The 21,240-nt window shown below is 56.8% G+C and carries 30 protein-coding genes; 3 read left to right on the top strand and 27 right to left on the bottom strand.

Going from position 1 to position 21,240, the window contains the following annotated elements:
- Window positions 1-58: 58 nt before the first annotated feature.
- Window positions 59-1,030: a GlxA family transcriptional regulator gene (locus QZR30_RS24505; RefSeq protein ID WP_046069759.1), complete on the bottom strand. Its 972-nt coding sequence runs from the start codon at window positions 1,028-1,030 to the stop codon at window positions 59-61.
- A gap of 96 nt (window positions 1,031-1,126) precedes the next feature.
- On the opposite strand from QZR30_RS24505, the gene QZR30_RS24500 reads away from it, so the two are divergent.
- A complete protein-coding gene (locus tag QZR30_RS24500; protein WP_306956519.1) occupies window positions 1,127-1,690 on the top strand; it encodes a cysteine hydrolase family protein in 564 nt (187 codons plus the stop codon).
- 21 nt (window positions 1,691-1,711) lie between these two features.
- On the opposite strand, the gene tam is transcribed toward QZR30_RS24500, so the two are convergent.
- Window positions 1,712-2,473 carry a trans-aconitate 2-methyltransferase gene (gene tam / locus QZR30_RS24495; RefSeq protein ID WP_311904415.1) on the bottom strand — a complete coding sequence of 254 codons (762 nt, stop codon included), beginning with the start codon at window positions 2,471-2,473 and terminating at the stop codon, window positions 1,712-1,714.
- 277 nt (window positions 2,474-2,750) lie between these two features.
- Between tam and QZR30_RS24490 the strand changes: the two genes are divergently transcribed.
- Entirely contained in the window at window positions 2,751-3,575 is an 825-nt protein-coding gene (locus tag QZR30_RS24490) for an alpha/beta fold hydrolase (protein ID WP_046069762.1), read from the top strand.
- Between the two features lie 74 nt (window positions 3,576-3,649).
- Here QZR30_RS24490 and QZR30_RS24485 read toward each other — a convergent pair whose 3' ends face one another.
- Window positions 3,650-4,165, bottom strand: a complete 516-nt coding sequence (locus QZR30_RS24485) for a single-stranded DNA-binding protein (RefSeq protein ID WP_311904414.1) — start codon at window positions 4,163-4,165, stop codon at window positions 3,650-3,652.
- Between the two features lie 9 nt (window positions 4,166-4,174).
- Window positions 4,175-5,569 (bottom strand): MFS transporter, encoded by a 1,395-nt coding sequence (locus QZR30_RS24480; RefSeq protein ID WP_046069764.1) that lies wholly within the window; start codon window positions 5,567-5,569, stop codon window positions 4,175-4,177.
- Window positions 5,570-5,747: 178 nt separating this feature from the next.
- Between QZR30_RS24480 and uvrA the strand changes: the two genes are divergently transcribed.
- A complete protein-coding gene (gene uvrA, locus QZR30_RS24475; RefSeq protein ID WP_046069765.1) occupies window positions 5,748-8,582 on the top strand; it encodes an excinuclease ABC subunit UvrA in 2,835 nt (944 codons plus the stop codon).
- A gap of 65 nt (window positions 8,583-8,647) precedes the next feature.
- Here the strand turns inward: uvrA and bfr are convergent, their stop codons facing one another.
- From bfr to rpsC, 23 genes are all read right to left on the bottom strand, one after another.
- Window positions 8,648-9,112 carry a bacterioferritin gene (gene bfr / locus QZR30_RS24470; protein ID WP_003176400.1) on the bottom strand — a complete coding sequence of 155 codons (465 nt, stop codon included), beginning with the start codon at window positions 9,110-9,112 and terminating at the stop codon, window positions 8,648-8,650.
- 155 nt (window positions 9,113-9,267) lie between these two features.
- On the bottom strand, window positions 9,268-10,716 hold the full coding sequence (locus QZR30_RS24465; protein WP_043050067.1) for a catalase: 1,449 nt from the start codon (window positions 10,714-10,716) through the stop codon (window positions 9,268-9,270).
- Between the two features lie 238 nt (window positions 10,717-10,954).
- Complete coding sequence (gene rplQ, locus QZR30_RS24460; protein ID WP_003176402.1) at window positions 10,955-11,341, bottom strand: 50S ribosomal protein L17; 387 nt, start codon at window positions 11,339-11,341, stop codon at window positions 10,955-10,957.
- Between the two features lie 41 nt (window positions 11,342-11,382).
- Window positions 11,383-12,384 carry a DNA-directed RNA polymerase subunit alpha gene (locus QZR30_RS24455; RefSeq protein WP_003176403.1) on the bottom strand — a complete coding sequence of 334 codons (1,002 nt, stop codon included), beginning with the start codon at window positions 12,382-12,384 and terminating at the stop codon, window positions 11,383-11,385.
- A gap of 22 nt (window positions 12,385-12,406) precedes the next feature.
- Window positions 12,407-13,027: a 30S ribosomal protein S4 gene (gene rpsD, locus QZR30_RS24450; protein WP_003176404.1), complete on the bottom strand. Its 621-nt coding sequence runs from the start codon at window positions 13,025-13,027 to the stop codon at window positions 12,407-12,409.
- A gap of 18 nt (window positions 13,028-13,045) precedes the next feature.
- Window positions 13,046-13,435, bottom strand: coding sequence for a 30S ribosomal protein S11 (gene rpsK, locus QZR30_RS24445; RefSeq protein WP_002555466.1), 390 nt, complete (start codon window positions 13,433-13,435; stop codon window positions 13,046-13,048).
- A gap of 30 nt (window positions 13,436-13,465) precedes the next feature.
- Window positions 13,466-13,822 (bottom strand): 30S ribosomal protein S13, encoded by a 357-nt coding sequence (gene rpsM, locus QZR30_RS24440; RefSeq protein ID WP_003194635.1) that lies wholly within the window; start codon window positions 13,820-13,822, stop codon window positions 13,466-13,468.
- A 129-nt stretch (window positions 13,823-13,951) separates the two neighbouring features.
- Window positions 13,952-14,068 (bottom strand): 50S ribosomal protein L36, encoded by a 117-nt coding sequence (gene rpmJ / locus QZR30_RS24435; RefSeq protein WP_002555468.1) that lies wholly within the window; start codon window positions 14,066-14,068, stop codon window positions 13,952-13,954.
- Between the two features lie 27 nt (window positions 14,069-14,095).
- A complete protein-coding gene (secY, locus tag QZR30_RS24430) occupies window positions 14,096-15,424 on the bottom strand; it encodes a preprotein translocase subunit SecY (protein WP_003194637.1) in 1,329 nt (442 codons plus the stop codon).
- Entirely contained in the window at window positions 15,425-15,862 is a 438-nt protein-coding gene (gene rplO, locus QZR30_RS24425; RefSeq protein ID WP_046069766.1) for a 50S ribosomal protein L15, read from the bottom strand.
- A 3-nt stretch (window positions 15,863-15,865) separates the two neighbouring features.
- A complete protein-coding gene (gene rpmD / locus QZR30_RS24420; RefSeq protein ID WP_003176408.1) occupies window positions 15,866-16,042 on the bottom strand; it encodes a 50S ribosomal protein L30 in 177 nt (58 codons plus the stop codon).
- Between the two features lie 2 nt (window positions 16,043-16,044).
- Window positions 16,045-16,545 (bottom strand): 30S ribosomal protein S5, encoded by a 501-nt coding sequence (rpsE, locus tag QZR30_RS24415; protein WP_003176409.1) that lies wholly within the window; start codon window positions 16,543-16,545, stop codon window positions 16,045-16,047.
- A gap of 3 nt (window positions 16,546-16,548) precedes the next feature.
- The gene (gene rplR, locus QZR30_RS24410; RefSeq protein ID WP_003186037.1) at window positions 16,549-16,899 is read right to left on the bottom strand and encodes a 50S ribosomal protein L18; all 351 of its coding nucleotides are present in this window, start codon (window positions 16,897-16,899) and stop codon (window positions 16,549-16,551) included.
- 10 nt (window positions 16,900-16,909) lie between these two features.
- Window positions 16,910-17,443 carry a 50S ribosomal protein L6 gene (gene rplF / locus QZR30_RS24405; protein ID WP_003194640.1) on the bottom strand — a complete coding sequence of 178 codons (534 nt, stop codon included), beginning with the start codon at window positions 17,441-17,443 and terminating at the stop codon, window positions 16,910-16,912.
- A gap of 12 nt (window positions 17,444-17,455) precedes the next feature.
- Entirely contained in the window at window positions 17,456-17,848 is a 393-nt protein-coding gene (gene rpsH, locus QZR30_RS24400; protein ID WP_003176413.1) for a 30S ribosomal protein S8, read from the bottom strand.
- A 208-nt stretch (window positions 17,849-18,056) separates the two neighbouring features.
- Entirely contained in the window at window positions 18,057-18,362 is a 306-nt protein-coding gene (gene rpsN, locus QZR30_RS24395; RefSeq protein ID WP_003176414.1) for a 30S ribosomal protein S14, read from the bottom strand.
- Between the two features lie 13 nt (window positions 18,363-18,375).
- Window positions 18,376-18,915, bottom strand: a complete 540-nt coding sequence (rplE, locus tag QZR30_RS24390) for a 50S ribosomal protein L5 (RefSeq protein WP_003194642.1) — start codon at window positions 18,913-18,915, stop codon at window positions 18,376-18,378.
- 22 nt (window positions 18,916-18,937) lie between these two features.
- Window positions 18,938-19,252 carry a 50S ribosomal protein L24 gene (gene rplX, locus QZR30_RS24385; RefSeq protein ID WP_007896770.1) on the bottom strand — a complete coding sequence of 105 codons (315 nt, stop codon included), beginning with the start codon at window positions 19,250-19,252 and terminating at the stop codon, window positions 18,938-18,940.
- A gap of 11 nt (window positions 19,253-19,263) precedes the next feature.
- The gene (gene rplN, locus QZR30_RS24380; protein WP_002555479.1) at window positions 19,264-19,632 is read right to left on the bottom strand and encodes a 50S ribosomal protein L14; all 369 of its coding nucleotides are present in this window, start codon (window positions 19,630-19,632) and stop codon (window positions 19,264-19,266) included.
- Between the two features lie 23 nt (window positions 19,633-19,655).
- A complete protein-coding gene (rpsQ, locus tag QZR30_RS24375; protein WP_003444370.1) occupies window positions 19,656-19,922 on the bottom strand; it encodes a 30S ribosomal protein S17 in 267 nt (88 codons plus the stop codon).
- A 2-nt stretch (window positions 19,923-19,924) separates the two neighbouring features.
- Window positions 19,925-20,116 (bottom strand): 50S ribosomal protein L29, encoded by a 192-nt coding sequence (gene rpmC / locus QZR30_RS24370; protein ID WP_002555481.1) that lies wholly within the window; start codon window positions 20,114-20,116, stop codon window positions 19,925-19,927.
- Window positions 20,116-20,529 (bottom strand): 50S ribosomal protein L16, encoded by a 414-nt coding sequence (rplP, locus tag QZR30_RS24365; protein ID WP_003176421.1) that lies wholly within the window; start codon window positions 20,527-20,529, stop codon window positions 20,116-20,118. The genes rpmC and rplP overlap by 1 nt, the downstream gene beginning before the upstream one ends.
- A gap of 12 nt (window positions 20,530-20,541) precedes the next feature.
- Window positions 20,542-21,228: a 30S ribosomal protein S3 gene (gene rpsC / locus QZR30_RS24360; protein ID WP_003176422.1), complete on the bottom strand. Its 687-nt coding sequence runs from the start codon at window positions 21,226-21,228 to the stop codon at window positions 20,542-20,544.
- Between the last annotated feature and the right edge of the window lie 12 nt (window positions 21,229-21,240).

Below are 21,240 nucleotides of genomic sequence, written 5' to 3'. Positions count from 1 at the left end.
CCGTTAGCCTGTCTTATTCTGCACGACCTGCGTTACACCACACGGCGTTCTGCACGATTCAAACACCAAACCGGTTGCGGTAATCGCTGGGGGCCAGGCCGGTAATCTTCTTGAAGATCGCACGAAAGGCGCTGGGATCCTGATAGCCCACGGTCCAGGCGATGTGGTCGATCGTGCCGTTGGTGAACTCCAGCATCTGTCGCGCCTTGCCTACCCGCAGGTGCTGGCAGTATTCGGTGGGTTTCAACCCGGTCGCAGTGCGAAACCGTCGCAGGAACGTGCGCTCCTCAAGGTTCGCCTCCCGTGCCATTGCCGCCACGCCGACATCCACCGCGCCACTGGCTTGCAACCAATGCTGGACCTTGAGGATTGCGCTGTCGCCATGCCTGAGAATCGGCGCAAAGTTACTGCCGCACTGGCTGGCGCTGTCGCGGTGTTCGATCACCAGAAACCGCGCCGTGTCGGCCGCGATGCTGGGGCCCATCAGCCGGTCGACCAGGCGCAGGCCCAGCTCGGACCAGGCCATCAGCCCAGCGGTGGTGATCAGGTCGCCGTCATCGACAATAGGTTTATCCGCTTCCAGGCGCACCGCCGGGTAACGGGCCGCGAAGGTTTTCGCGGATGACCAGTGGGTGGTGGCGCTGCGCCCGTCCAAAAGCCCGCTGCGCGCCAGCATGATCGAGCCGATGCACACGCCGCCAAGCACCGTACCGGCGGCATGCTGCTGGCGGATCCACTCCAGCAGCGCCGGCGGCGCCTGATCTTCGGTGAATTCACCAATCGACGGGGGCACCAGCACGGCCATCATCGATTGGTCCGGACCTGGGTGGCTGTCAAACCCGCGCGCAGGCGTACCGTGGGCATCCACCTGCCAGTGGCTGACCCGCAACAGGGGCAGTTGCCCGGCTCGATGCTCGGCGGCGATGCGATTAGCCACCCCGAACAGGTCCGTCAGGCCATGCACCGCCGCCAGTTGCGCGCCCTGGTAGATCAACACCCCCAGCTCGACGGTCCCGCGTTCCACGGTCATTGTCAGTTTTCCCCCTGTTATTGTCGGTGCAGCCAATCCTCGGCCTGATCGCCAGCTAAGATACTAGGCCCATCAACCCATCACGAGGCGATACACATGGCCAAGCAGGCGCTCATCCTAATCGATATCCAGAACGACTACTTCCCACAAGGCAAGTGGCCCCTCGACGGCGTGGAAGCCGCGGCGGACAAGGCGGCGCAAGTGCTACAGGCGTTTCGCCAGGCCGGCGATGCAGTGATTCATGTGCGGCATGAATTCGAAGGCGACGACGCACCGTTCTTTACACCGGGCTCCGAAGGCGCGCATTTGCATGCCAAGGTGTTGAACGAGGGCGATGAACCGGTCGTGCTCAAGCACTTCGTGAATGCGTTTCGCCAAACCAACCTGCGCACCGTGCTGGAACAGCGCAGCATCACCGACGTGGTGGTAGTCGGCAGCATGAGCCATATGTGCGTGGATGCCGTGGTGCGAGCGGCGGCGGACCTGGGCTACAAAGTCACGGTGATCCATGACGCGTGTGCCACTCGCGATCAGGAATTCAACGGGCAGGTCATCCCGGCGGCTCAAGTACAAGGCGCGTACATGGCAGCCCTGGCCTTCGGCTATGCGGGCGTGGTGTCGGCGGATGAATTCTTGAAGGCGCAAGCGGCGGCCGCGTGACCGCCACTCGGATCGATGGCTCTAGCGTGTAGCAATGATGAACAGGCGCGGGAATGGCAGCAATACAGTGCCATCGCCCAAGGCCGGGTAGGCCTGGGTGATTCGCGCCCGGTACGCCTGCAGGAAAGCGGTTTTTTCATCGCTGCTCAACGGCGCGAGAAAGGGCCGCAATGCCGACGCCTTGAACCACTCCACTACCGCCGCGTGATCCGCCAGCGGGTGCTGATAAGTGGTGCGCCACACATCTACGGCACCGCAATGCTTGCTCAGCAGTTCGTAGTAGTAGTTGGCGGTGTGCCGCTCATTGTGTTTGACCGCGCCGATCTTCGCGGACCATGGGCCGTCGGCCGCGACTTCGCGGGCAAGGCGATGGGCTGGCTCGTCAAGGTTGTCTGGTGTTTGCACCGCCAGCGTGCCGCCTGGGTTCAGTTGGTTGACTAAGTGCGGGTAGAGTGTGGCGTGGTCGGGCAGCCATTGCAGCGAGGCATTGGCCAGGATCACATCGAAACTCTGTGCCGGACTCCAGGCACCGATATCTGCCAGCTCAAAGTTCAGCGCCGGCAGGCGCTTGCGGGCGTCGGCCAACATGTCATCGGAGCTGTCCATGCCGGTCACCTGCGCCTCGGGGAAGCGTTTGGCCAGCACTTCAGTGGAGTTGCCCGGCCCGCACCCCAAGTCAACGGCTGTACGCACGTCAGCAGTGGGAATGGCCGCGACCAGATCTCGGACGGGGCGAGTGCGTTGCTGTTCGAACAGCGTGTATTGCTTGGCAGACCAGGTCATCGCAATTTTCCTTGTTCTAGAGATGAACGACAGCCTAAAACTTGTGAGCCATGAGAACAAATAGCCGAATTGATCGCCGCCCCTGTTAAAAGCCTGTCCGTGAGCGGAAAACTCGGCGCTGTCGCCACACGCCTCGCCTGTACAGACTAGAATTATTATCGACCCAAACAGGTTGAGTCTTCTTAGGGTCATCAACTTAACGCCAGCGTAGTGTCCACGGACGATTTTTCTGGCCTCCATCAGCCAAAAATTATCCACACGTCAATGGAGCTGAGCCATGGCCTATTTGAAAACCCGCGAAGGTAACGATCTTTACTACAAGGATTGGGGCAGTGGTCAGCCCGTTGTGTTTTGCCACGGCTGGCCGCTGAACAGCGACAGTTGGGAGTCTCAAATGCTGCACTTCGCCAACCATGGTTTTCGTGCCATTGCGCATGACCGCCGCGGGCATGGCCGATCAAGTCAACCGTGGGCCGGCAATGACATGGATCACTACGCAGATGACTTGGCGCAACTGATCGAGCACTTGGATCTGACCGCCGTGATTCTCTTCGGTTTCTCCACCGGGGGCGGGGAAGTGGCACGCTATATCGCACGGCACGGCACTGCACGCGTGGCCAAGGCAGGGTTGATCTGCGCCGTGACGCCCCTGATGTTAAAAACCCCCAGTAATCCGCAGGGGACGCCGATAGATGTTTTCGACGGCCTGCGCGCCGACTCCATTGCCAACCGTTCGCAGCTCTATCTTGACCTCGCAAGCGGACCATTCTTCGGATTCAACCGAACAGGGGTCGAGCCGTCGCCAGGCTTGATCAATTCGTTCTGGATGCAAGGCGTAATGGGAGGTCACAAAAATACGTTTGACAGTATCGAGGCTTTTTCGGAAACCGACTTCAGGGATGATCTGAAGTACTTCAACATCCCCACGCTGATCATCCATGGAGGCGACGATCAAATTGTACCGATCCAAGCTTCGGCCCTGGAGAGCAAGCGCTTGATCCCACACGCCCAACTGCTGGTATACACAGGCGCCCCTCATGGGTTGACCGACACGCACAAGGAGCGAGCCAATCAAGATATGTTGCGCTTTGCGCAATTGTAGTCGGCAGCAGTACACAAAAAAAACGCGCGGCCTTAGGCAGCGCGTTCTTTTGCAGCGAGTCGCTTCGATGTGGCCTAGAACGGAATATCGTCATCAAAACTATCGAAATCCTGGGCCGGTTGCGGCGCAGCCTGTTGTGGCGCTGGGCGCGATTCACGCTGTGGCTGCTGGGCTGGCTGCGGACGCGACTGCTGTGGACGCGGTGCCGAGTTGGACATGCTGCCCTGGCCCTGTTGGTCGCCCTGTGGACGGCCGCCCAGCAGTTGCATGGTGCCTTGCATGTCGACCACGATTTCGGTGGTGTAGCGCTTGATACCGTCTTTTTCCCACTCGCGGGTTTGCAGCTTGCCTTCGATGTATACCTGCGAACCTTTGCGCAGGTACTCACCGGCGATCTCCGCAACCTTGCCGAACATCGACACGCGGTGCCATTCGGTCTTCTCGACTTTCTGGCCGGTCTGCTTGTCGGTCCACTGCTCGCTGGTCGCCAGACTCAGGTTGGTCACGGCGTTACCGTTAGGCAAGTAGCGAACTTCGGGATCCTGGCCGCACGTACCGACCAATATGACTTTGTTAACCCCACGGGCCATAACGTTCTCCTAAGCTGGGCGCGCTGTCGGCACTGGGTTGACCAGTTGCTCGAGCGTCGCGCGATCCAATAATTCGGTGTCTAGTTTGATGTAGATGGCGGCTTCTTCAGCGACAACCACGGCATCGGTAACCCCGGTGACGGTCTTCAGGCGCTCGGCCAGGCCTGCTTCGCGCATCGCGTCGGGCGATAACGGCAAGCGCAGACTCGTCACATAGGGAGGTTCGCGCATGGTAACAGCAAAGGCCAGCCAAAGTGCAGCCAGCCCGGCGCATCCCAGGAAAACAACCGACAAACCGCCATGCTGGAACATCCACCCACCCATGATGCCGCCCAGTGCGGAACCCAGGAACTGGCTGGTGGAATACACCCCCATCGCCGTGCCCTTGCCGCCGGCCGGTGAAACTTTACTGATCAGCGAAGGCAATGAAGCCTCCAGCAGGTTGAACGCGGTGAAAAATACCACCGTGCCGGTGACCAGCGCCCGCAGGCTGTCGCCGAACTGCCAGAAGAATAGCTCAGTGAGCATCAGCGTCGCGACGGCGCCGAGCAGAACTCGTTTCATTTTGCGTTTTTTCTCGCCGTAGATGATGAACGGGATCATGGCGAAGAACGAAATCAGCAGCGCGGTAAGGTACACCCACCAATGCTGTTCCTTGGGCAGGCCGGCTTTTTCCACCAGGGCCAGGGGCAAGGCGACGAAGCTGCACATCAACATGGCGTGCAACACAAAGATACCCAAATCCAGGCGCAGCAGGTCTGGGTGTTTGAGCGTGGGCAGCAACGCCTGGCGGGCGACACCGGATTCACGATGGGCCAGCGTGCCAGTAGAGCGCGGCACCATAAAGGCCACTATCACGATACCGAACAATGCCATGCCACCGGTGGCCAGGAACAACCCGTGCAAGCCAAACGCACGGGTCAGCAAAGGGCCGACCACCATGGCCACGGCAAACGACAGGCCGATGGTCATGCCAATCATGGCCATGGCCTTGGTGCGGTGCTGTTCACGGGTCAGGTCCGACAGCAAGGCCATGACCGCAGCGGAAATCGCGCCCGCACCCTGCAGGATGCGCCCGGCGATCACGCCCCAGATCGAATCGGACTGGGCTGCGAGCACGCTGCCCAAGGCGAACACGATCAGCCCGAGATAAATCACCGGGCGACGGCCAATGCGGTCGGAAATGATCCCGAATGGAATCTGGAAAATCGCCTGGGTCAGGCCATAGGCGCCAATCGCCAGGCCAATCAAAGCGGGGGTTGCGCCTGCGAGATCCATTCCATAGGTCGCCAGCACCGGCAACACCATAAACATGCCCAGCATACGGAAGGCGAACACCAGGGCCAGACCGCTTGCCGCTCGGGTCTCGCCGCTACTCATGCGTTCGCTGTGGGGATCGTGCATGGAAAAACCTCGTGTGAACCGGCGGCGATTCTACCAGTCCCATCGATTGAGAGGGTATATGCGGCGCTTTGCCGCGCAGCTTTCATGTAAGGCTGCAAGCGGCCTTTTGACAGTGTATATTCATCCAGTCTTTAGCCGTATACTCCGGCATTATTTACGCCCGCCGTGCGAGGCCATCTTGGACAAGATCCTGATTCGTGGGGCTAGAACCCACAACCTGAAGAACATCGACCTGACCCTGCCCCGGGACAAACTGATCGTCATCACCGGTTTGTCCGGCTCCGGCAAGTCGTCCCTGGCGTTCGACACGCTGTATGCCGAAGGTCAGCGTCGTTATGTGGAATCGCTGTCGGCCTATGCCCGGCAGTTCCTGTCGATGATGGAAAAACCCGACGTCGACACCATCGAAGGCTTGTCGCCGGCGATCTCCATTGAGCAGAAGTCGACCTCCCACAACCCACGTTCCACCGTGGGCACCATTACCGAGATCTACGACTACCTGCGCCTGCTGTACGCGCGGGTTGGTATTCCGCGTTGCCCGGACCACGACATTCCTCTGGAAGCCCAGACCGTCAGCCAGATGGTCGACCTGGTGCTGGCCCAGCCGGAAGGCGCCAAGCTGATGCTGCTGGCGCCCGTTATCCGCGAGCGCAAAGGCGAACACCTTTCGGTCTTCGAAGAGCTGCGGGCCCAAGGCTTCGTACGCGCACGCATCAACGGCAAGCTTTATGAGCTGGATGAAGCGCCGAAGCTCGACAAGCAGAAAAAGCATTCGATCGATGTGGTGGTCGACCGCTTCAAGGTGCGCGCCGACTTGCAGCAGCGTTTGGCGGAATCCTTCGAGACCGCGCTGAAGCTGGCCGATGGCATTGCCTTGGTAGCCCCCATGGATGACGAGCCGGGCGAAGAGATCATCTTCTCCGCACGCTTCGCCTGCCCGATCTGTGGCCACGCCATCAGCGAGCTGGAACCCAAGCTGTTTTCCTTCAATAACCCAGCCGGCGCCTGCCCGACGTGCGATGGCCTGGGCGTGAAGCAGTTTTTCGATATCAAGCGCCTGGTCAATGGCGACCTGACCTTGGCCGAAGGCGCGATACGTGGCTGGGACAGGCGTAACGTCTACTACTTCCAGATGCTGGGGTCGTTGGCTTCCCACTACAAGTTCAGCCTTGAAGTGCCGTTCAACCAACTGCCGACAGACCAGCAGAAGGTCATCCTCAACGGCAGCGGCTCGCAGAATGTCGACTTCAAGTACCTGAACGACCGCGGCGATATCGTCAAGCGCTCGCACCCGTTTGAAGGCATCGTGCCGAATCTGGAGCGCCGCTACCGCGAAACCGAATCGGCGAGCGTGCGTGAAGAGCTGGCCAAATTCCTCAGCACCCAGCCTTGCCCGGATTGCCGTGGCACGCGCCTGCGCCGTGAAGCACGACATGTGTGGGTAGGCGAGAAAACCCTGCCGGCGGTGACCAACCTGCCGATTGGCGATGCATGCGAATACTTTGGTGTGCTTAAGCTCACCGGGCGTCGCGGGGAGATTGCCGACAAAATCCTCAAGGAGATTCGCGAGCGGTTGCAGTTCCTGGTCAACGTCGGCCTGGACTACCTGTCGCTGGATCGCAGCGCCGATACCTTGTCGGGTGGTGAAGCACAGCGGATCCGCTTGGCCAGCCAGATTGGTGCGGGCCTGGTAGGCGTGCTGTATATCCTCGACGAGCCTTCGATTGGCTTGCACCAACGGGATAACGATCGCCTGCTGGGTACGTTGAAACACCTGCGGGATATCGGCAACACCGTGATTGTGGTCGAGCACGATGAAGACGCTATCCGCCTGGCAGATTATGTGGTCGATATCGGCCCAGGTGCTGGCGTGCATGGTGGGCATATCGTTGCCGAGGGTACGCCTGCCGAAGTAATGGCCCACCCCGATTCATTGACCGGCAAGTATTTGTCTGGCCGGGTGAAGATCGAAGTACCTGCCAAGCGTACTCCGCGTAACAAGAAAATGGCGCTACATCTCAAAGGCGCGCGCGGGAACAACCTGCGCAATGTCGACCTGGAGATTCCGCTGGGCCTGTTGACCTGCGTGACCGGTGTTTCCGGCTCGGGCAAATCGACGCTGATCAACAACACGTTGTTCCCATTGAGTGCCACCGCCCTGAACGGCGCGACCACCCTGGAAGCGGCAGCCCATGACAGCATCAAGGGCCTGGAACACCTGGACAAGGTGGTCGATATTGACCAGAGCCCGATCGGCCGCACACCGCGTTCCAACCCTGCGACCTACACCGGGTTGTTTACGCCGATTCGCGAGCTGTTTGCTGGCGTTCCAGAATCCCGTTCGCGGGGGTATGGGCCTGGCCGGTTCTCGTTCAACGTCAAGGGCGGGCGCTGTGAAGCATGCCAGGGCGACGGCCTGATCAAGGTGGAGATGCACTTCCTGCCGGACATCTACGTGCCGTGCGATGTGTGCAAGAGCAAGCGCTACAACCGCGAAACCCTGGAAATCAAATACAAGGGCAAAAGCATCCACGAAACCCTGGAGATGACTATCGAGGAAGCCCGGGTGTTCTTTGACGCGGTGCCGGCGTTGGCGCGCAAGCTGCAGACGTTGATGGACGTGGGCCTGTCGTATATCAAGCTCGGGCAATCGGCGACTACGTTGTCCGGTGGCGAGGCGCAGCGGGTCAAGTTGTCTCGCGAGCTGTCCAAGCGAGATACCGGCAAGACCCTGTACATTCTCGATGAGCCGACTACCGGACTGCACTTCGCGGATATCCAGCAATTGCTGGACGTACTGCACCGCCTTCGCGACCACGGCAATACCGTGGTGGTGATTGAGCACAACCTCGATGTAATCAAGACCGCTGACTGGTTAGTGGACCTCGGGCCAGAAGGTGGCTCCAAGGGTGGCCAGATCATCGCCGTGGGCACACCGGAGCAAGTCTCCGAGATGTCGCAGTCACACACGGGTTATTACTTGAAGCCGTTGTTGGCGCGCGACCGGGCCTGATTTTCAGGCCCCAATAAAAAGCCCCTGTCACGTTGCGGTGACAGGGGCTTTTTTGTAGCCGGAAGTTAGAACTGCGATTGCAGATAATTCTCCAGGCCAATCAACTTGATGAGGCCCAACTGCTTTTCCAGCCAGTAGGTGTGGTCTTCTTCGGTGTCATTCAACTGGACACGCAGTATTTCCCGGGTGACATAGTCGTTGTGCTGCTCACACAGCTCGATGCCCTTGCACAGGGCCGCACGGACCTTGTACTCAAGGCGCAGGTCGGCAGCGAGCATGTCAGGTACCGTTGTGCCCACATCCAGATCATCGGGACGCATGCGTGGCGTGCCTTCAAGCATCAGGATGCGGCGCATCAGCGCATCAGCATGCTGTGCCTCTTCTTCCATCTCATGGTTGATACGTTCGTAAAGCTCGGTAAAGCCCCAGTCTTCGTACATACGCGAGTGGATGAAATATTGATCACGAGCTGCCAGTTCGCCCGTCAGCAACGTGTTGAGGTAATCGATTACGTCGGGGTGACCTTGCATCGCCCTACATCTCCCTACTTGAAAGGCTGTAGTTTGAACCATGATGACTTGAAGGTCACGGGATCAACGGCAGAAAAGTGAAGATTTCCGGAGAAAAGTAGCTGAAATAACGCAAAAACCGCCCAAATGAGGGCGGTTCTGCTTATCGTTTAGAGTCAGTTAAGCGATACACCCAGTGCCTTTGCGATTGCTTCTCCATAAGCCGGGTCCGCCTTATAGAAATGCTGCAATTGACGCTGGACCACATCGCTGGAAACCCCAGCCATCGCACCGGCAATGTTGCTGGTAAGCAGGGCTTTTTGCTCATCGTTCATCAGGCGGAACAACGCACCCGCATGGCTGTAGTAGTCGGTGTCTTCACGATGATCGTAACGATCCGCGGCGCCGCTCAGGGCCAATGCAGGCTCTGCATATTGCGGGGCTTGTTTCGGCGCATCGGCGTAGCTGTTTGGCTCGTAGTTGGGAGCCGCACCACCGTTACTGCCGAAGGCCATCGAACCGTCACGCTGGTAGCTGTTCACCGGGTTGCGTGGCGCATTCACCGGCAATTGCTGGTGGTTGGTGCCGACACGGTAGCGGTGGGCATCTGCGTAAGCGAAAACCCGACCTTGCAGCATGCGGTCCGGCGACAGGCCAACACCTGGAACCATGTTGCTTGGGCCGAATGCAGCCTGTTCCACTTCAGCGAAGTAGTTCTGCGGATTGCGGTTGAGCTCCAGCTCACCCACTTCAATCAACGGGAACTCTTTTTGCGACCAGGTCTTGGTCACGTCAAACGGGTTCTCGTAGTGAGCATTCGCCTGGGCCTCAGTCATGATCTGGATGCAGACGCGCCATTTCGGAAAGTCACCGCGCTCAATCGCCCCAAACAGATCACGCTGGGCATAGTCAGGATCAGTCCCTGCAAGTCGGGCAGCCTCGGCTGGCGCCAGGTTCTTGATACCTTGCTTGGTCTTGTAGTGCCATTTCACCCAATGACGTTCGCCCTTGGCATTGATCAGGCTGTAAGTGTGGCTACCGAAGCCATGCATGTGACGATAGCCGTCTGGAATACCGCGGTCCGAAAACAGGATCGTGACCTGGTGCAGCGCCTCAGGAGAGTGTGACCAGAAGTCCCACATCATCTGCGCGCTTTTCAGGTTGCTTTGCGGCAGACGTTTCTGGGTGTGGATAAAGTCCGGGAATTTCAATGGGTCGCGGATGAAGAACACCGGGGTGTTGTTACCCACGATGTCCCAGTTGCCTTCTTCGGTGTAGAACTTCAAGGCGAAGCCACGTGGATCTCGCTCGGTGTCAGCCGAACCGCGCTCGCCACCTACAGTGGAGAACCGCAGGAAGGTCGGCGTTTGCTTGCCAACCGATTCGAACAGCTTGGCGCTGGTGTACTGGGTGATGTCTTTTGTCACAGTGAACGTACCGTAAGCACCCGAACCTTTGGCGTGCACACGACGCTCGGGGATGTTTTCACGGTTGAAGTGAGCGAGCTTCTCGATCAGGTGAAAATCGTCGAGCAGCAACGGGCCGCGAGGGCCGGCGGAACGCGAGTTCTGGTTGTCTGCGACGGGGGCGCCGCTGGCGGTGGTAAGGACTTTATTCTGGCTCATGCGCAATCTTCCTCAGGTCGGGCTTGGAACTGCCGGCTAATCGGCTTGGAGGGAGTATTGATCATCAACATGACGTGTACAAATTCATTAAATCGTAAGCATCAATAGAAAATAACTAATAACCTTCCAATATTCATAGTACCCAGCGCCGATGAGTGAAAGCTTGTATCTATTGAGCTTTCCTTGCGCGCACAAAAAACCGGGCACAAGGCCCGGTTCTTCGTTACAGCTTGTCGTCTTACTCGGCGGATACAGCTTCGCCAGCAGTAGCACGATCAACCAACTCGACATACGCCATAGGCGCGTTGTCGCCAGCGCGGAAACCGCACTTGAGGATGCGCAGGTAGCCACCCTCACGGGTAGCGTAACGCTTGCCCAGGTCGTTGAAGAGCTTACCAACGATAGCTTTCGAACGAGTACGGTCGAAAGCCAGACGGCGGTTAGCCAGGCTGTCTGTCTTGGCCAAAGTGATCAGCGGCTCAGCAACGCGACGCAGTTCTTTGGCTTTCGGCAGTGTAGTTTTGATCAGCTCGTGCTCGAACAGCGACACCGCCATGTTTTGGAACATGGCCTTGCGGTGCGAGCTGGTACGGCTCAGGTGACGACCACTTTTACGATGACGCATGGTTCATTCCTTACCAAACTCACGTTCGGTGATTACGACGATCAGGCAGTCGCCTTGTCGTCCTTCTTAAGACTTGCAGGCGGCCAGTTGTCGAGGCGCATGCCGAGGGACAGACCGCGGGAGGCCAGAACGTCCTTGATTTCAGTCAAGGATTTCTTGCCCAGGTTCGGAGTCTTCAACAGTTCTACTTCGGTACGCTGAATCAGGTCGCCGATGTAGTAAATGTTTTCCGCCTTAAGGCAGTTAGCCGAACGTACAGTCAGTTCCAGATCGTCAACCGGGCGAAGCAGGATCGGATCGATCTCGTCTTCTTGCTCGATTACCACTGGCTCGCTGTCACCCTTGAGGTCGACGAACGCAGCCAACTGCTGTTGCAGAATGGTTGCAGCGCGGCGGATAGCCTCTTCAGGATCCAGGGTACCGTTGGTTTCCAGATCAATAACCAGCTTGTCCAGGTTAGTACGCTGCTCGACACGGGCGTTTTCCACCACGTATGCGATACGGCGAACCGGGCTGAACGAAGAGTCAAGCTGCAAGCGACCAATGCTGCGGCTTTCGTCTTCATCGCTCTGACGCGAGTCGGCCGGTTCATAACCACGACCACGAGCTACAGTGAGCTTCATGTTCAGGGCGCCGTTAGACGCCAGGTTAGCGATTACGTGATCGGGGTTAACGATCTCGACATCATGATCCAGCTGAATATCGGCAGCGGTAACCACCCCCGAACCCTTCTTCGACAAGGTCAGCGTAACTTCGTCACGGCCGTGCAGCTTGATAGCCAGACCTTTAAGGTTCAACAGGATTTCAATTACGTCTTCCTGTACACCTTCGATGGCGCTGTACTCGTGGAGCACACCGTCAATCTCGGCCTCGACTACTGCACAGCCGGGCATTGAGGACAACAGGATGCGGCGCAGCGCGTTGCCCAGGGTGTGGCCAAAACCACGCTCGAGAGGCTCGAGAGTGATCTTGGCGCGGGTTGGACTGACAACCTGCACATCAATGTGGCGGGGTGTCAGGAACTCATTTACCGAAATCTGCATGGATGCACCTATTTTCTAGCCCTTACTTGGAGTAGAGCTCGACAATCAGGCTTTCGTTGATGTCGGCGGACAGATCACTGCGAGCAGGAACGTTCTTGAAAACGCCCGACTTCTTCTCAGTGTCTACTTCTACCCATTCTACGCGGCCACGTTGGGCACACAGATCGAGAGCTTGGACAATGCGAAGTTGGTTTTTAGCTTTCTCGCGAACTGCGACCACGTCACCAGCACGAACCTGGTAGGACGGAACGTTTACGGTCTGACCGTTAACGCTGATCGACTTGTGCGATACCAGCTGACGGGATTCGGCACGAGTCGAACCAAAGCCCATACGGTATACAACGTTGTCCAGACGGCATTCGAGCAGTTGCAGCAGGTTTTCACCGGTTGCACCTTTCTTGCCAGCAGCTTCTTTGTAGTAGCCGCTGAACTGACGCTCGAGAACGCCGTAGATACGACGGACCTTCTGCTTTTCACGCAGTTGGGTGCCGTAATCGGACTGGCGACCGCGGCGTTGGCCGTGGATACCAGGTGCTGCTTCAATGTTGCACTTCGATTCGATCGCGCGCACGCCGCTCTTCAGGAAGAGATCGGTGCCCTCGCGACGAGCGAGTTTGCATTTTGGACCAATGTAACGAGCCATTCTTTACAATCTCCTGGATTACACGCGGCGCTTCTTCGGCGGACGGCACCCGTTGTGCGGGATTGGCGTCACGTCGGTGATGCTGGCGATCTTATAGCCACAGCCGTTCAAAGCACGGACAGCAGACTCACGACCTGGGCCTGGACCTTTGACGTTAACGTCGAGGTTTTTCAGGCCGTATTCCAGCGCAGCTTGACCAGCACGTTCAGCAGCTACTTGAGCAGCAAACGGGGTGGACTTGCGGGAACCGCGGAAACCCGAACCACCGGAGGTAGCCCAAGAAAGCGCGTTACCTTGACGGTCGGTGATGGTCACGATGGTGTTGTTAAAAGATGCATGGATGTGGGCGATGCCATCAACCACTGTCTTTTTAACTTTTTTACGAGGACGAGCAGCAGGTTTTGCCATGATAATTTTCCTGTCGATTCGCTGGGGCGATTACTTGCGGATCGGCTTACGCGGACCTTTACGGGTACGCGCGTTAGTCTTGGTACGCTGACCGCGTACTGGAAGACCACGACGATGACGCAGACCGCGATAGCAACCGAGGTCCATCAAACGCTTGATTTTCATGTTGATTTCGCGACGCAGGTCACCTTCAGTGGTGAACTTCGCCACTTCGCCACGCAGCTGTTCAATCTGCTCGTCGCTCAGATCCTTGATCTTAGCGGCTGGGTTTACCCCAGCAACTGCGCAAATTTTCTGCGCAGTAGTGCGACCAACACCATAGATGTAGGTCAGCGAGATAACAGTGTGCTTGTTATCTGGAATGTTAACGCCTGCAATACGGGCCATTCAGTGGGACTCCAATTGACAGCTACCTACGCCCCGGAAGCCAAGAAATAGGGCGCGAGATAATATCGCTGTAATAACAAATAATCAACCCGGCAGCGCACTAGCTGCCGGGCTTCAAGCGGATCACACTCAGCCTTGGCGCTGTTTGTGACGCGGTTCCGCGCTGCAAATTACTCGAACAACACCTTCGCGGCGAATAATCTTGCAGTTACGGCACAGCTTTTTCACCGATGCACGAACTTTCATCACCAACTCCTCGAACCTTATGGGTACTCAGCGCAACATGCCGCTGCCGTAACCCTTCAGGTTGGCTTTCTTCATCAGGGATTCGTACTGGTGCGAAACGAGGTGCGATTGTACTTGGGACATGAAGTCCATCACAACCACGACCACGATCAGCAACGAGGTCCCGCCAAGGTAGAACGGAACGTTTGCTGCAACCACCAGGAACTGGGGCAACAAGCACACGGCCGTCATATATAGAGCACCGAACAGGGTCAAACGAGTCAGAACGCCATCAATGTAGCGTGCCGACTGCTCACCTGGACGGATGCCCGGAATAAAGGCACCGGACTTCTTCAGGTTTTCCGCTACGTCTTTCGGATTGAACATCAACGCCGTATAGAAGAAGCAGAAGAAAATAATCCCTGCACTAAACAGCAGAATATTCAACGGCTGACCAGGAGCGATCGACTGAGAGAGGTCCTGCAGCCAGCCCATATTTTCGGACTGACCAAACCAGGTACCCAACGAAGCCGGAAACAGCAAGATGCTGCTCGCGAAAATTGCCGGAATAACGCCGGCCATATTCACTTTCAGCGGCAAGTGGCTGGTCTGCGCAGCAAAGACCTTGCGGCCCTGCTGACGCTTGGCGTAGTGAACAGCAATACGACGCTGGCCACGCTCAATGAACACCACAAAACCGATAATCGCTACTGCCAGCAAACCGATGGCAACCAAGGCGAAGATATTGATATCACCCTGACGCGCAGACTCGAAAGACTGCCCGATTGCCCTCGGAAGACCGGCGACGATACCTGCGAAAATCAACATCGAGATACCGTTACCAACACCACGCTCAGTAATCTGCTCACCCAGCCACATCATGAACATCGCACCAGCCACAAATGTGGATACCGCGACGAAATGGAAGCCAAAGTCACCAGTGAACGCAACGCCCTGCCCTGCCAGGCCAACGGACATGCCGATAGCTTGAACCAGGGCAAGGACGACAGTGCCGTAGCGGGTGTACTGGCTAATCTTGCGACGGCCAGCTTCACCTTCCTTCTTCAACTGCTCCAGTTGCGGGCTGACGGCTGTCATCAGTTGCATGATGATCGATGCCGAAATGTACGGCATGATCCCCAGTGCAAAGATGCTCATCCGCTCCAGCGCGCCACCGGAAAACATGTTGAACAAGCTAAGAATGGTCCCCTCATTCTGTCGAAACAGGTCTGCGAGTCGGTCCGGGTTGATACCTGGAACCGGGATGTGTGCGCCTATTCGGTAGACGATAATCGCCAGGAACAGAAAACGCAGACGAGCCCAAAGTTCAGACATACCGCCTTTGCCGAGCGCTGAGAGAGCACCTTGCTTAGCCATTTATTCCTCGAACTTGCCGCCAGCTGCTTCGATAGCCGAACGCGCACCTTTGGTGGCGCCGATTCCCTTGCCGATAGTGACAGCGCGAGTCACTTCACCGGACAGCATGATTTTCACACGCTGTACGTTGACGTTGATCACGTTGGCATCTTTCAGGGTCTGCACAGTAACGATGTCGCCTTCCACTTTAGACAGCTCGGACAGACGCACTTCTGCGCGGTCCATGGCTTTCAGGGATACGAAACCGAACTTAGGCAGGCGACGATGCAGCGGCTGTTGACCGCCTTCAAAGCCTGGAGCGATGGTGCCACCGGAGCGGGAGGTTTGACCTTTGTGGCCACGGCCACCAGTCTTACCCAAACCGCTACCGATACCACGGCCCGGACGATGCTTTTCGCGACGGGAACCCGGCGCTGGACTCAGATCATTGAGTTTCATCGATTAACCCTCTACACGCAGCATGTAGTAAGCCTTGTTGATCATCCCGCGATTCTCGGGAGTATCCTGGACTTCTACAGTGTGACCGATGCGACGCAGACCCAAACCTTTAACGCACAGTTTGTGGTTAGGGATGCGGCCGGTCATGCTTTTGATCAGCGTTACTTTAACGGTAGCCATGATCAGAAGATCTCCTTGACAGTCAGGCCACGCTTGGCAGCGATGGACTCAGGAGATTGCATAGCTTTCAAACCCTTGAAAGTGGCGTGAACCACGTTTACCGGGTTAGTCGAGCCGTAGCACTTGGCCAGAACGTTCTGAACGCCAGCAACTTCGAGGACAGCACGCATAGCGCCGCCAGCGATGATACCGGTACCTTCAGAAGCAGGCTGCATGTACACCTTCGAAGCGCCATGGGCGGACTTCATTGCGTACTGCAGAGTGGTGCCGTTCAGATCAACTTGGATCATGTTGCGACGAGCAGCTTCCATTGCCTTCTGGATCGCAGCAGGCACTTCACGTGACTTGCCACGGCCGAAGCCAACACGCCCTTTACCATCACCTACCACGGTCAACGCGGTGAAAGTGAAGATACGGCCGCCTTTAACGGTTTTGGCTACGCGGTTAACTTGAACCAGCTTCTCAATGTAGCCTTCGTCGCGCTTTTGGTCGTTATTTGACATAACTTAGAACTCCAGCCCAGCTTCACGAGCAGCATCAGCCAGCGCTTTCACGCGACCGTGGTACTTGAAGCCAGAGCGGTCGAAAGCCACTTGCGAGACGCCAGCGGCCTTAGCACGCGTAGCGACCAGCTGGCCAACCTTTGTGGCCGCGTCGATGTTGCCAGTGGCACCATCACGCAGTTCTTTATCCAAAGTCGAGGCGCTTGCCAGGACTTTGTTGCCGTCGGCCGAGATGACCTGGGCGTAGATGTGCTGCGACGAGCGGAACACGCAGAGACGCACGACTTCGAGTTCGTGCATTTTCAGGCGTGCTTTGCGAGCGCGACGCAGTCGAGTAACTTTTTTGTCGGTCATTTGCTATGCCCTACTTCTTCTTGGCTTCTTTACGACGGACGACTTCGTCCGCGTAGCGCACACCTTTGCCTTTGTACGGCTCTGGTGGACGGAAGTCGCGGATCTCAGCGGCCACTTGACCTACCAGCTGCTTGTCGATGCCCTTGATCAGGATATCGGTCTGGCTAGGGGTCTCAGCAGTGATGCCCGCTGGCAGTTCGTAATCCACAGGGTGCGAGAAGCCAAGGGCAAGGTTCAGAACCGTGCCTTTTGCTTGCGCTTTGTAACCAACACCGACCAGCTGGAGCTTACGCTCGAAGCCTTGGCTTACGCCTTGGACCATGTTGTTTACCAACGCACGCGTGGTACCGGCCATTGCGCGAGTTTGTTGATCGCCATTGCGAGCAGCGAAACGCAGCTCACCAGCTTCTTCAACGATCTCAACGGACGAATGGATGTTCAGTTCAAGAGTACCCTTGGCACCCTTCACCGAAAGCTGTTGGCCTGCGAATTTGACTTCGACACCGGCTGGCAGCTTAACGGGGTTCTTAGCGACGCGTGACATGCTTATCCCCCCTTAGAACACAGTGCAAAGAACTTCGCCGCCGACACCGGCAGCGCGCGCAGCACGATCCGTCATCACACCTTTGTTGGTGGAGACGATAGACACGCCCAGACCGCCACGAACTTTCGGCAGATCTTCAGCGGACTTGTACTGACGCAGGCCTGGACGGCTAACGCGCTTCACTTCCTCGATGACCGAACGGCCTTCGAAGTACTTCAGCTCGATGGACAGCAGTGGTTTGATTTCGCTGCTGATCTGATAACCCGCAATGTAGCCTTCGTCTTTCAGGACTTTGGCAACAGCTACCTTCAACTTGGAAGATGGCATGCTTACGACGGACTTTTCAGCCATCTGGGCATTACGGATACGAGTTAGCATGTCCGCTAACGGGTCCTGCATACTCATGGGCTAGACGCTCCTAATACAAAAAAATTAGCCTTGCGGCTACATATGTCGCCGAGAATCTCCGAGCATAGAAAACACGGGCTCAGGCGAGCCGGGTATTCTAGACACACTCCGGAAATGAAACAAGCCCCAAAAGGGGCTTGTTCCAGATTCAAGGTCACCGGCGGTCAGTATCTTGCGATCCGAACCGCCTGGACTTCGAACGTACTTACCAGCTGGCTTTAACCAGACCTGGTACGTCACCACGCATTGCCGCTTCACGCAGTTTGTTACGGCCGAGGCCGAACTTGCGGTAAACGCCGTGTGGACGACCGGTCAGGCGGCAGCGGTTACGCATGCGCGAAGCGCTTGCGTCACGTGGCTGCTTCTGCAGAGCAACTGTAGCTTCCCAACGCGCTTCTGGACTTGCGTTCAGATCAACGATGATTGCTTTCAGTGCTGCACGCTTTTTGGCGTACTTGGCAACCGTGAGCTGACGCTTCAGCTCGCGGTTTTTCATGCTCATCTTGGCCATGGTCCTACTCCAATCAGTTGCGGAACGGGAATTTGAAAGCACGCAACAGGGCGCGACCTTCATCATCGTTCTTGGCAGTGGTGGTCAGGGTGATATCCAGACCGCGGAGAGCATCGATCTTGTCGTAGTCGATTTCCGGGAAGATGATCTGCTCTTTCACGCCCATGCTGTAGTTACCACGACCATCGAAGGACTTGGCATTCAGGCCGCGGAAGTCGCGGACCCGAGGCAGGGAGATCGACAGCAGACGATCCAGGAATTCGTACATACGCTCACGGCGCAGAGTCACTTTGACGCCGATCGGCCAACCTTCACGGACTTTAAAGCCAGCGATGGATTTCCGAGCGTAAGTCACAACGACTTTTTGACCGGTGATCTTTTCCAGGTCAGCAACCGCGTGCTCGATGACTTTTTTGTCGCCGATCGCTTCGCCCAAACCCATGTTCAGGGTGATTTTGGTGACGCGCGGAACTTCCATCACGTTCCCGAGCTTAAGTTCTTCCTTAAGCTTGGGGGCGATTTCCTTCCGGTAAATCTCTTGTAGTCGTGCCATGGTCTTATCTACCTAGCAGTGTTCAAGCATCAACCGCTTTTTGGGTCGACTTGAAGACACGAATTTTCTTACCGTCTTCTACTTTGAAACCAACGCGGTCAGCCTTGTTGGTTTCGCCGTTGAAGATGGCGACGTTAGAAGCGTGCAATGGCGCTTCTTTCTCGACGATACCGCCCTGTACGCCCGACATCGGGTTAGGCTTGGTATGACGCTTGACCAGGTTAAGACCACCAACGACCAGACGGTCATCAGCGAGAACCTTCAGCACCTTACCGCGCTTACCTTTGTCTTTGCCGGCGATCACGATGATCTCGTCGTCACGACGAATCTTTTGCATGTCGGATCTCCTTACAGCACTTCTGGGGCGAGCGAGACGATCTTCATGAACTTCTCAGTACGAAGTTCACGGGTCACTGGCCCAAAGATACGGGTGCCGATAGGCTCTTGCTTGTTGTTCAGAAGAACAGCAGCGTTGCCATCAAAGCGGATAATGGAGCCATCTGCACGACGTACGCCGTGACGAGTGCGGACTACGACAGCAGTCATCACTTGGCCTTTTTTCACCTTACCGCGAGGAATTGCTTCCTTCACGGTAACTTTGATGATGTCACCGATACCAGCGTAACGACGATGGGAGCCACCCAGCACCTTGATGCACATAACACGGCGAGCGCCGCTGTTATCGGCCACATCGAGCATGGATTGAGTCTGAATCATATAATTTCTCCGACCCCTAGTCCTTAGACTTCCACAGCGCGTTCGAGAATATCAACCAGTGCCCAAGACTTGGTCTTGGCCAGCGGACGAGTTTCACGAATAGTGACTTTGTCGCCGATGTGGCACTGATTGGTTTCGTCGTGCGCGTGCAGCTTAGTCGAACGCTTAACATATTTACCGTAGATCGGGTGCTTAACGCGACGCTCGATCAAAACGGTGATGGTTTTGTCCATCTTGTCGCTGACAACACGGCCAGTCAGCGTACGGACAGTCTTTTCGGCTTCAGCCATGATCACTTACCTGCCTGCTGGTTGAGCACAGTCTTCACGCGAGCGATGTCACGCTTAACTTGCGAGAGCAGATGAGACTGCCCCAACTGGCCAGTTGCTTTCTGCATGCGCAGATTGAACTGGTCGCGCAGCAGGCCGAGCAGTTGCTCGTTCAGCTGCTGTGCGGATTTTTCACGAAGTTCATTCGCTTTCATCACATCACCGTCCGTTTAACAAAGGAGGTGGCGAGCGGCAGCTTTGCAGCAGCCAGGGCGAAAGCCTCACGCGCCAGCTCTTCAGAAACGCCCTCGATTTCATACAGGACTTTGCCTGGCTGAATCTGGGCTACCCAGTATTCCACGTTACCCTTACCTTTACCCATCCGAACCTCGAGAGGTTTTTTGGAGATCGGCTTGTCCGGGAATACACGGATCCAGATCTTGCCGCCACGCTTTACGTGACGGGTCAGAGCACGACGCGCTGACTCGATCTGACGAGCGGTGAGACGACCACGAGCTACAGACTTCAGCGCGAACTCGCCGAAGCTGACTTTGCTACCGCGCTGAGCCAGACCACGGTTGTGGCCTGTCATCTGCTTGCGGAACTTCGTACGCTTAGGTTGCAACATTTGGCGTACCCCTTACTTAGCAGCTTTTTTACGAGGCGCTGGTGCTTGTGGTTTCAGTTCTTCTTGGCGACCACCAATTACTTCGCCTTTGAAGATCCAAACCTTTACACCGATCACACCATAAGTGGTGTGAGCTTCGTAGTTGGCATAGTCGATGTCGGCACGCAGGGTGTGCAGTGGCACACGACCTTCGCGATACCATTCAGTACGTGCGATTTCAGCACCGCCGAGACGACCGCTCACTTGGATTTTGATGCCTTTGGCACCAATACGCATGGCGTTCTGTACGGCGCGCTTCATAGCGCGACGGAACATTACGCGACGTTCCAGCTGCTGAGCTACGCTCTGCGCAACCAGCATACCGTCGAGCTCCGGCTTACGGATCTCTTCGATATTGATGTGCACAGGCACACCCATTTGCTTGGTCAGGTCCTGACGCAGTTTCTCAACATCTTCACCCTTCTTCCCGATAACGATACCTGGACGAGCGGTGTGGATGGTGATACGTGCAGTTTGCGCCGGACGATGGATATCGATACGGCTTACGGACGCGCTTTTTAGTTTGTCTTGGAGATACTCACGCACCTTCAGATCAGCGAACAAATAGTCCGCATAAGTCCGACCGTCTGCGTACCAGACGGAGGTGTGCTCCTTGACGATTCCCAGGCGAATGCCAATGGGATGTACTTTCTGACCCATCTCTTCGACTCC

Source organism: Pseudomonas sp. rhizo25 (assembly GCF_031931935.1).
GTDB classification, from domain to species: Bacteria; Pseudomonadota; Gammaproteobacteria; order Pseudomonadales; family Pseudomonadaceae; genus Aquipseudomonas; species Aquipseudomonas synxantha.
Note: the sequence above shows the minus strand (reverse complement) of the source record. Positions and strands in the feature narration are given on the sequence as shown.

Bases quoted from the DNA above. Each gene is read 5' to 3' on its own strand.
- rplO (WP_046069766.1), bottom strand. From the start codon at position 15,862: ATGAAACTCAATGATCTGAGTCCAGCGCCGGGTTCCCGTCGCGAAAAG.
- rpmC (WP_002555481.1), bottom strand. From the start codon at position 20,116: ATGAAAGCGAATGAACTTCGTGAAAAATCCGCACAGCAGCTGAACGAG.
- rplR (WP_003186037.1), bottom strand. From the start codon at position 16,899: ATGACCGACAAAAAAGTTACTCGACTGCGTCGCGCTCGCAAAGCACGC.
- rplP (WP_003176421.1), bottom strand. From the start codon at position 20,529: ATGTTGCAACCTAAGCGTACGAAGTTCCGCAAGCAGATGACAGGCCAC.
- tam (WP_311904415.1), bottom strand. From the start codon at position 2,473: ATGACCTGGTCTGCCAAGCAATACACGCTGTTCGAACAGCAACGCACT.
- QZR30_RS24480 (WP_046069764.1), bottom strand. From the start codon at position 5,569: ATGCACGATCCCCACAGCGAACGCATGAGTAGCGGCGAGACCCGAGCG.
- QZR30_RS24490 (WP_046069762.1), top strand. From the start codon at position 2,751: ATGGCCTATTTGAAAACCCGCGAAGGTAACGATCTTTACTACAAGGAT.
- rplN (WP_002555479.1), bottom strand. From the start codon at position 19,632: ATGATTCAGACTCAATCCATGCTCGATGTGGCCGATAACAGCGGCGCT.
- rpsM (WP_003194635.1), bottom strand. From the start codon at position 13,822: ATGGCCCGTATTGCAGGCGTTAACATTCCAGATAACAAGCACACTGTT.
- rpsQ (WP_003444370.1), bottom strand. From the start codon at position 19,922: ATGGCTGAAGCCGAAAAGACTGTCCGTACGCTGACTGGCCGTGTTGTC.
- rpsK (WP_002555466.1), bottom strand. From the start codon at position 13,435: ATGGCAAAACCTGCTGCTCGTCCTCGTAAAAAAGTTAAAAAGACAGTG.
- rpsE (WP_003176409.1), bottom strand. From the start codon at position 16,545: ATGTCAAATAACGACCAAAAGCGCGACGAAGGCTACATTGAGAAGCTG.
- rpsH (WP_003176413.1), bottom strand. From the start codon at position 17,848: ATGAGTATGCAGGACCCGTTAGCGGACATGCTAACTCGTATCCGTAAT.
- rpsC (WP_003176422.1), bottom strand. From the start codon at position 21,228: ATGGGTCAGAAAGTACATCCCATTGGCATTCGCCTGGGAATCGTCAAG.
- rpmD (WP_003176408.1), bottom strand. From the start codon at position 16,042: ATGGCTACCGTTAAAGTAACGCTGATCAAAAGCATGACCGGCCGCATC.
- QZR30_RS24500 (WP_306956519.1), top strand. From the start codon at position 1,127: ATGGCCAAGCAGGCGCTCATCCTAATCGATATCCAGAACGACTACTTC.
- QZR30_RS24485 (WP_311904414.1), bottom strand. From the start codon at position 4,165: ATGGCCCGTGGGGTTAACAAAGTCATATTGGTCGGTACGTGCGGCCAG.
- bfr (WP_003176400.1), bottom strand. From the start codon at position 9,112: ATGCAAGGTCACCCCGACGTAATCGATTACCTCAACACGTTGCTGACG.
- QZR30_RS24465 (WP_043050067.1), bottom strand. From the start codon at position 10,716: ATGAGCCAGAATAAAGTCCTTACCACCGCCAGCGGCGCCCCCGTCGCA.
- rplE (WP_003194642.1), bottom strand. From the start codon at position 18,915: ATGGCACGACTACAAGAGATTTACCGGAAGGAAATCGCCCCCAAGCTT.
- rpsD (WP_003176404.1), bottom strand. From the start codon at position 13,027: ATGGCTCGTTACATTGGTCCAAAATGCAAACTCGCTCGTCGCGAGGGC.
- secY (WP_003194637.1), bottom strand. From the start codon at position 15,424: ATGGCTAAGCAAGGTGCTCTCTCAGCGCTCGGCAAAGGCGGTATGTCT.
- rpmJ (WP_002555468.1), bottom strand. From the start codon at position 14,068: ATGAAAGTTCGTGCATCGGTGAAAAAGCTGTGCCGTAACTGCAAGATT.
- QZR30_RS24505 (WP_046069759.1), bottom strand. From the start codon at position 1,030: ATGACCGTGGAACGCGGGACCGTCGAGCTGGGGGTGTTGATCTACCAG.
- rplF (WP_003194640.1), bottom strand. From the start codon at position 17,443: ATGTCACGCGTCGCTAAGAACCCCGTTAAGCTGCCAGCCGGTGTCGAA.
- QZR30_RS24455 (WP_003176403.1), bottom strand. From the start codon at position 12,384: ATGCAGATTTCGGTAAATGAGTTCCTGACACCCCGCCACATTGATGTG.
- rplX (WP_007896770.1), bottom strand. From the start codon at position 19,252: ATGCAAAAGATTCGTCGTGACGACGAGATCATCGTGATCGCCGGCAAA.
- rpsN (WP_003176414.1), bottom strand. From the start codon at position 18,362: ATGGCCAAGATGAGCATGAAAAACCGCGAGCTGAAGCGTCAGCTCACG.
- rplQ (WP_003176402.1), bottom strand. From the start codon at position 11,341: ATGCGTCATCGTAAAAGTGGTCGTCACCTGAGCCGTACCAGCTCGCAC.